The organism is Chloroflexota bacterium, from assembly GCA_018829775.1.
In the GTDB taxonomy this organism is placed as follows: domain Bacteria; phylum Chloroflexota; class Dehalococcoidia; order Dehalococcoidales; family RBG-16-60-22; genus E44-bin89.
The window spans coordinates 1-7,371 of the sequence record JAHJTL010000101.1 but is presented as its reverse complement, the minus strand read 5'-3'; the positions used below and the strand labels follow the sequence as shown (position 1 = coordinate 7,371).

Genomic DNA, 7,371 nt, shown 5'->3' with positions numbered 1-7,371 from the left:
GGAAAGTTAAGCAATGGCGAAGAAAGCGGTCACTTTATACATCGACGATACCAGCATCCGGCTCATGGTCACGAGCGGGCAACGGGTCAAGAAATGGGCGGACGTACCTCTTGAGCCCGGCCTGGTGAAAAACTCTGTGGTTCAGAAACCGGAAGAGGTTGCCGCCAAAATCAGGCAGCTTTTTAAAGTGCACAAGATAAATTCAAAAAAAGTTATCCTTGGCATCAGCGGCTTGCACTGTCTTACCCGCCCGATTCTTCTGCCTCAGCTTCCCAAAGATATGCTGGAGGAAGCGGTAAGGCGAGAGGCAAAGCGGGTACTGCCGGTTTCTCCCGAGCAGTTATACCTTTCGTGGAAATCATTGCCAGCCACGGAAGGGAAAGCGCGGGTCTTCTTGGCGGCAATGCCGCAAAACGTAGCAGATGCATTGGTCAATACGCTGCAACTTGCCGGGCTGAAACCAGATTTAATGGATACGAAACCTATACTTCTGGCAAGACTGGTGAAGGACATGACGGCCATAATTGTCGATGTACAACCAACTGAATTTGACATTATCATTAAGGCTGATGGTATTCCGCACCCTGTGCGAACCGTCAGTTTTCCCGACGAAAAAATATCTTCGCAGGATAAATTATCTATGATTCAAAATGAAATTAATAGAACTATTGATTTCTATAATACTGATAATAAACAATTTCCTCTCACACCTGCTCTACCAGTATTTGTGTCTGGAGAGCTGGCTGACGCAGCCAGCCAAAGCCAGGCTCTTTCACACAAACTAGATCGTCCAGTTATACCCATGCCACCTCCATTTGAGAATCCCGATGGATTGAACCCTAACCGATATATGGCGAATATGGGGCTAGTACTCAAGAAGATCCTGCCGCTAAATGGTTCCTCACTTTTGCTAAGCAATTTGAACCTTCTACCCAAAGTCTACCAACCTGAGCCAATTTCATTAATAAGAATTACAGCGGTGCCTGGCTTTATAAGCGCTGTTGCTTTTCTCCTGCTTCTTACGCTGACAATTCGAAGCACTTTGGCTGATGCTTCCGATATACGGAGCCAATTAAATAACACAACGCAACTACTCCAGCAAAAGTTCACTGAAAGGCAACAGCTAATTGATACCATTGGCAAATCTGAGCAAGAAATGAAAAATATCGAGGTCTTTCGCGGTAATATTGCTGCTGCTTTGGCGAATTTCGAAAGGCAGAGCCAAAAAATGAATGGTGACCTGGCAGTTACTATAAATACCATGCCGGACACAGTGAGCCTCACCCAAATCAATCATACCGATACCTCATTCACATTAACCGGCCTGGCGACAAGTGAAGAGGAGGCCTTATCATATCTGAGTGAACTGAAGGCCAGTGGAAGATTTACTCGCATCAAAATTGCGAACATGAGTAGAATTGAGGACCAAGAGGTACAATTTAACGTGGTTCTCCATATTGGAAACTAAGAGAATGGACATTTTTCCCTTAGTACGCTCAGCAGCAGAGAAAGGCGCTTCCGACTTACACCTTGTGGTTGATAGCTGTCCAATTTTTCGCATCAATGGTCTATTAATATCGCAAGAAGACCTCCCAGTACTGACCTCCGACGACGTAGCTCATGCATTTCAGCAGATTACCGCTGAAAAAGAAAGGGCTAACTTCCACCATTCTTTGGAACTGGATTTCGGCTACACAATGCCAGATGCGGGCCGGCTGCGCTGCAATGCTGCCAAACAGCGTGGCACCCTCACGCTTGCCATTAGAATCATTCCTTTGGTCATTCCCTCTCTTGATGAACTGGGATTACCCCAGATCTGTAAAGACCTTGTCTTGAAACCGAGGGGGCTTGTAGTGGTGAGCGGACCCAGCGGCAGCGGTAAATCAACCACACTGGCGGCTATGATCACCTACCTGAATTTAGTGGAGAACAAAAGAATTATCACCCTGGAAGACCCGATTGAATATATTTACTCGAATCATAAGTGCACCATCACCCAGCGAGAACTGGGCAGCGATACCCTGTCCTTTGCTGATGCGCTGAAACACATACTGCGGCAAGACCCTGATGTCATTCTGGTGGGGGAAATGAGGGACCTGGAAACCGCAGCCGCCGTGCTCACCGTGGCGGAAACGGGGCATCTAATCCTTACCACCGGTCACGCCACAAGCGCATCACAGGCTGTAGAGCGAATCGTCGACCTTTTCCCCACCCATGAACGACACCTTGCCCAGACCCGTCTCGCGTCCCTGCTCCTTGGTATTCTGTGTCAGGCACTTGTCCCCAGGGCTGACGGTTCCGGGAGAGCCGCTGCAGTGGAGATAATGCTGGCCAACCCTGCCATAAAGAACATCATCCGCGAAGGTAAAATTCATCAGCTGCCCAACTCAATAGTCACCCAGGCCAGTTCGGGCATGATGCTCCTTGACCACTCCTTAATTGATTTATATCGGAGAGGAGTAATAGGAGGTGATAGTTTACTTGCCTTCTGCAATGACCGCGAAGAGGTGACGAAACTCGTTGGCCAAGTTGAGGTTGAATAGTCAAGGGGGTTAGACTCGAATTCACGACCTCGCGGTCATTGGTTTAAATACAACCCTCGGTTTCAATGCGGCGACCTTGATTCGACAATCACGTTTAATCCTTCTATAATTAATGCCGGAACATTACTGAGCAAATTGCACCTGCAGGACATTGTCTAATGAGTAGCAAGGCAGTGAAGGCAATAAGCCGGATGAGCATATTGAATGCCGTGGGGAACACGCCTCTGGTCGAACTGACCAATTTGAACGGGAATCCACGGGTAAAGATTCTGGGAAAGCTCGAAGGAAATAATCCCGGCGGTTCGGTCAAAGACCGTCCGGCTTATTACATGATTAAAAACGCTGAGGAGAGCGGGGAACTTACCAGAGGGAAGACAATCATTGAGCCCACCTCTGGAAATATGGGCATTGCCCTGGCCATGATAGGCGCGGCAAAAGGATACCGGGTAAAACTCTTCATGCCGGAATGTGTCAGTGTGGAGCGACATCTCGTCCTGACCGCGTTTGGTGCCGAAACCGTGCTTACCCCGGCAAGAGAAGGTACCGACGGAGCCATCAGAGCCGCCCATCAGGCACTGAGTGACCAGCCGGAAATGTATTATATGCCCAACCAGTTTGACAATGACAGCAATGTCCTGGCTCACTACGAAACTACCGGCCCTGAGGTCCTTACCCAGACCGAGGGAGAAATCGACGTGTTCGTTGCCGGCATGGGAACGACAGGAACACTTATGGGAGCGGGTCAATATCTCAAGGAAAAGAAATCAGCAGTCAAAATCGTTGGTGTTGAGCCGACTGAAGGACACACGATACAGGGACTCAAGAATATGAATGAGTCGATTATTCCTGGAATATATCACCCGGAGAGACTGGACGAAAAGGTCATTATTGAGGACGGCGAGGCATTTGAAGTATCAAGATTATTGGCCACAAAGGAAGGAATCTTTGTTGGTATGTCAAGCGGTGCCGCAGTAGCAGCCGCTTTGCGGATAGCCAAAGACCTGTATTCCGGCATAATTGTTGTGATACTGCCTGATAGAGGGGACCGGTATTTAAGCACCACGCTGTTCAGGTCGATATGTGCCAAATGCCCTCCCTGATACCTGTTTCACCTCACTCTTGTCCTGACCCGCTTGTACCATCTGATAATTCGATGCCTCATTGAATCCTGAAGTAATTGGTAATAAAATCAGTGTTATAAGTTTGGCTTGCTTTCTATACAGATAAAATGGTATGAGGTTATAGTGCAACAATGAAGATCAAGATAATAAACCCCAATACCTGCCTGGAAATGACCAGGTCTATTGAAGAAACCGCCAGAGGGTGTGCCCGGCCGGACACGGAAATGGTGGTCGTGAGCCCCAAGCGCGGGCCGATTTCCGTTGAGGATTTCTATGATGAGGCATTAGCTACAGTGGGGGTCATTGAAGAAGTCAAGCTAGGTATAAAAGAAAAATTCGATGGATTTATCATCGCCTGCTTTGGCGACCCGGGCCTGTATGCAAGTCGGGAGCTTACGGAGTCTCCGGTTATCGGTATAGCCGAGGCTTCCTTTTACATGGCCTGCATGCTGGGGTACAAATTTTCCATACTGTCTGTGCTCGATAGGTTTACCGCTTACAGGGAGGCGCTGTTAAGGAAATATGGCGTGGAAAGCAGATGCGCCTCGATTAGATGCACCAATGTACCTGTCCTGGACTTTGAAAGGGATAGAGAAAAGGCCAGGGATGCTTTATTAAAAGCGGGAAAACAGGCCGTGGAAGAAGACGGAGCTGAAGTGATTTGCCTGGGCTGCGCTGGCATGGTCGGGCTTGACCGGGAGTTGGAGCGGGCACTGGGCGTACCGGTAATCGACCCGGTTGTGGCGGCGGTGAAAATGATTGAGGGAATCATCGATTGCGGGAAAAAGACGAGCAAAATCAGGACGTTCCGACCGCCGGAAACTAAAGAGATAAAAGGATTTCCGAAAACATTGGATTTGAAATGATTTGGCACTACTTCTAATCAAGAGCCTAGAAGCAGTCCCCGTACAGGCGCAATTCGCCCGAGCTTAAGACCACGACAGGAGGTAAATGATAATGACCTTCAGACCAAAGAAGAACCGCATCCTGGAAGCGTTGGCAAAAGGGCAGATTCCTCTCGGTATGCAAATCTATACCGGCAATCCCTCCATGATAGAAATCCTTGCCTATACCGGGTTCGATTTCTATATGCTTGACATGGAGCACTCCCGTGTCGATGTTGAGACAATGGAACATTGCATTCGCGCCGCCGATGCCGCTGTTATCACCACGGTGGTTAGAGTTGCGGAGAACAACCCCAGCCTCATTCGCCAGTCGATAGAGGCCGGCGCTCAGGGAGTAATCGTCCCTCACGTAAAGAACAGGGAGGATGCCAGAAGGGCGGTGGCTTCGGTGCGATATCCCCCGGAGGGCAAGTGTGGCATATGCCCTGTAATCCGTGCCGCCAATTACCACGTAAGCGGTTGGGATGACTATCTTAAACACTCCAGTCAGCAGACGATGGTTATTCCCATTCTGGAGGATAAGGAAGCCTTCGATAACCTGGAGGAAATCTACGCTGAATTAAAACCGAATGTAGACGCGGTGTGGTTCGGGAGGGGAGACCTGGCGCAGGACCTCACCGAGCCCGGGCAGGACGTGGACTGGGACCATCCGTTTATAATGGAGGCCTTCGATAAGGTAATAGAGATTTCCAATAGAACCGGCATTCCAACTATGGCCATACCCTGGCCTGAGCTCACCCCCAGGGCAGCCAAGGCGGCATTGGAGCGGGGCGCTAAGATAATGCTCTATTCAATCGACCAGGCCTTGTTTTACAATCTCTGCCTGGACATAGTTAAGCAGATGAAGGGATAAAGGGGCTCCGCTCACACGAAGAATCCCTTTTCGCCGGGCGGCTTTACGGTCATTTGATGCCCAGCTTACGCCCCTGCAGGTTCAGCCCTTTGATGAATTCAACATAGCTTTCTCCACTGGGCTCAGATATCGGATACTTGCCGAATTCATACGCCGCATCGAAGGCCGCCACGATATTTTCCGGCGGGGTATCGGGCTCAATATTATGCGCCGTGGCAAAGATGAACCCTCCACCATGAGCATATTCCTGGATGAGCTTTTTCGCTCCCTCCCTTACCTCGTCCGTCGTCGCCAAAGGCAGCAATTGCTGTATATCGAAGCCGCCGAGAAAGGCGATGTCGTCACCGAACTCTTTCTTCAGTCGCCACGGTTCCATATTCTTAGGCAGTGGCTGTACCGGGTTTAGGACTTCTACCCCAATCTCTATTAAGTCGGGTATGGCTTTATATACCGAACCGCAACTGTGTAAGATAATCTTTGCCTCCGGCCGCAGATGTTTTCTGATATTCTTAATTATCTCCGCGGTATATGGCTTAATGAACTGTACATAGTCATCGTGAGACATGAAAAGCCCTTCCTGAGTGCCAAGGTCGTCATAGACATTGGCCGCATCCAGGTACTTGCCGATGCCCCCGAAGAACTGCTCATTGACGGCCAGGCCGATTTCCAGAAGCTTTTCCGACAACTGGTGGTAGAATTTGGGGTCTATTTTTATGTCTGTGAGCCATTTGTCCATACCGCTCAGTAAAGCATAGCCAAGGAAAGGCAGCATGGTCGAAATGCACCTGCCCACAACGAAGTAGTCTGTTTCCTCGTGAAGATACCTGGCCCTCTCCACCACGCCATCCATGATATTCACCGAGGGGTCTGGCCAGGGATAGGCATCGATATCCGCCTTGGTGGTCATATGCCGTAAGGGAAAATCAAATGGTTCATCGTATAAACCCACTTTTCTTATGCGCATACCGCAGAACCATGGCCAGGTCTTGGAGCCGTCCGGTTCAACAGTTACGCGTGGCGCGTTGCATCCAACCTGGAGCATATCGGAATGGAGTCTCTGCACCACTCGCTGGTCGATGTTGGTAGGTTGAGTAAATACATCGGTTATTTTAATCGGCTCGGCATCCTTCAAGCCAAGGTACTCGTAAAGCTGGGAGCAAACCCGGCCATTCGGTGGACACTCGGTGATAAAATTTCCGCCAGCACCCCCAAAACATATAGGTACCCTATCAGGCTCCTTGTGGTTAGCAGCAGCATATACTCTCTCACGCGAATTCATAGCAGCTCCCTCCATCAACCAGAGTTTGTAAATCTCATTATAATACTTTGTCCTTGGTTATTTAATATGTCTTATGTGACGATAAATATAAAGGGCAATAAAAACAACAGCCACCGCGATAATAAATGGGTCAAAAGGACGCATGACGGCTCGTATTTGCTCCCAGTGCTCACCCAACAGATACCCTCCATAGGCCAGCCCCACGCTCCATATAAAAGAGCCGATAAAAGTGTAGAAAAGGAACTTAAGAAAAGGCATTCTGGCTATCCCGGCCGGTAAACTGATGAAGGTGCGCACTACAGGCATTAACCGGGAAACGAAAACGGACCAGCTTCCCCATCGGTAAAACCAGCGGTCGGCGAGGTCCAGATCGCGGCGTGATATCAAGATGTATCTACCGTATTTTTCCAGAAATGGACGTCCTCCCCACATACCTATCCCGTAGGCCAGAGCCGAGCCAATCGTGTTTCCTAAAGCCCCATAGGCACCGGCTGCCCCTATATAGACCACACTGAGAGATTTCTCCTTAATAAGCATCCAGCCGGCAAGAGGCATTATTATCTCACTGGGCAGGGGAATGCAGGCGCTCTCTATAGCCATCATGACGACAACACCCGGCCAACCTATCAGGTTGTAGGTATTGCTGACGAAATCCAAAACTGCTTGTTCT

7 protein-coding genes are annotated in these 7,371 nt (G+C 49.4%); 5 read left to right on the top strand and 2 right to left on the bottom strand.

What is annotated here, in order from left to right; genetic code table 11:
- The first annotated feature begins 13 nt into the window (after nt 1–13).
- The 5 genes from pilM (at nt 14) to KKD83_10120 (ending at nt 5,422) form a co-directional block, all read left to right on the top strand.
- Nucleotides 14–1,468 carry a pilus assembly protein PilM gene (pilM, locus tag KKD83_10140; protein ID MBU2536506.1) on the top strand — a complete coding sequence of 485 codons (1,455 nt, stop codon included), beginning with the start codon at nt 14–16 and terminating at the stop codon, nt 1,466–1,468.
- Between the two features lie 4 nt (nt 1,469–1,472).
- Nucleotides 1,473–2,543: a PilT/PilU family type 4a pilus ATPase gene (locus KKD83_10135; GenBank protein ID MBU2536505.1), complete on the top strand. Its 1,071-nt coding sequence runs from the start codon at nt 1,473–1,475 to the stop codon at nt 2,541–2,543.
- Between the two features lie 191 nt (nt 2,544–2,734).
- The gene (locus KKD83_10130; GenBank protein ID MBU2536504.1) at nt 2,735–3,643 is read left to right on the top strand and encodes a cysteine synthase; all 909 of its coding nucleotides are present in this window, start codon (nt 2,735–2,737) and stop codon (nt 3,641–3,643) included.
- A gap of 152 nt (nt 3,644–3,795) precedes the next feature.
- On the top strand, nt 3,796–4,530 hold the full coding sequence (locus KKD83_10125) for an aspartate/glutamate racemase family protein (GenBank protein MBU2536503.1): 735 nt from the start codon (nt 3,796–3,798) through the stop codon (nt 4,528–4,530).
- A 91-nt stretch (nt 4,531–4,621) separates the two neighbouring features.
- A complete protein-coding gene (locus KKD83_10120; protein ID MBU2536502.1) occupies nt 4,622–5,422 on the top strand; it encodes a hypothetical protein in 801 nt (266 codons plus the stop codon).
- A 49-nt stretch (nt 5,423–5,471) separates the two neighbouring features.
- On the opposite strand, the gene KKD83_10115 is transcribed toward KKD83_10120, so the two are convergent.
- Both KKD83_10115 and KKD83_10110 read right to left on the bottom strand, forming a co-directional pair.
- Nucleotides 5,472–6,701: a hypothetical protein gene (locus KKD83_10115; protein ID MBU2536501.1), complete on the bottom strand. Its 1,230-nt coding sequence runs from the start codon at nt 6,699–6,701 to the stop codon at nt 5,472–5,474.
- Nucleotides 6,702–6,758: 57 nt separating this feature from the next.
- Nucleotides 6,759–7,358: a DedA family protein gene (locus KKD83_10110; protein MBU2536500.1), complete on the bottom strand. Its 600-nt coding sequence runs from the start codon at nt 7,356–7,358 to the stop codon at nt 6,759–6,761.
- Between the last annotated feature and the right edge of the window lie 13 nt (nt 7,359–7,371).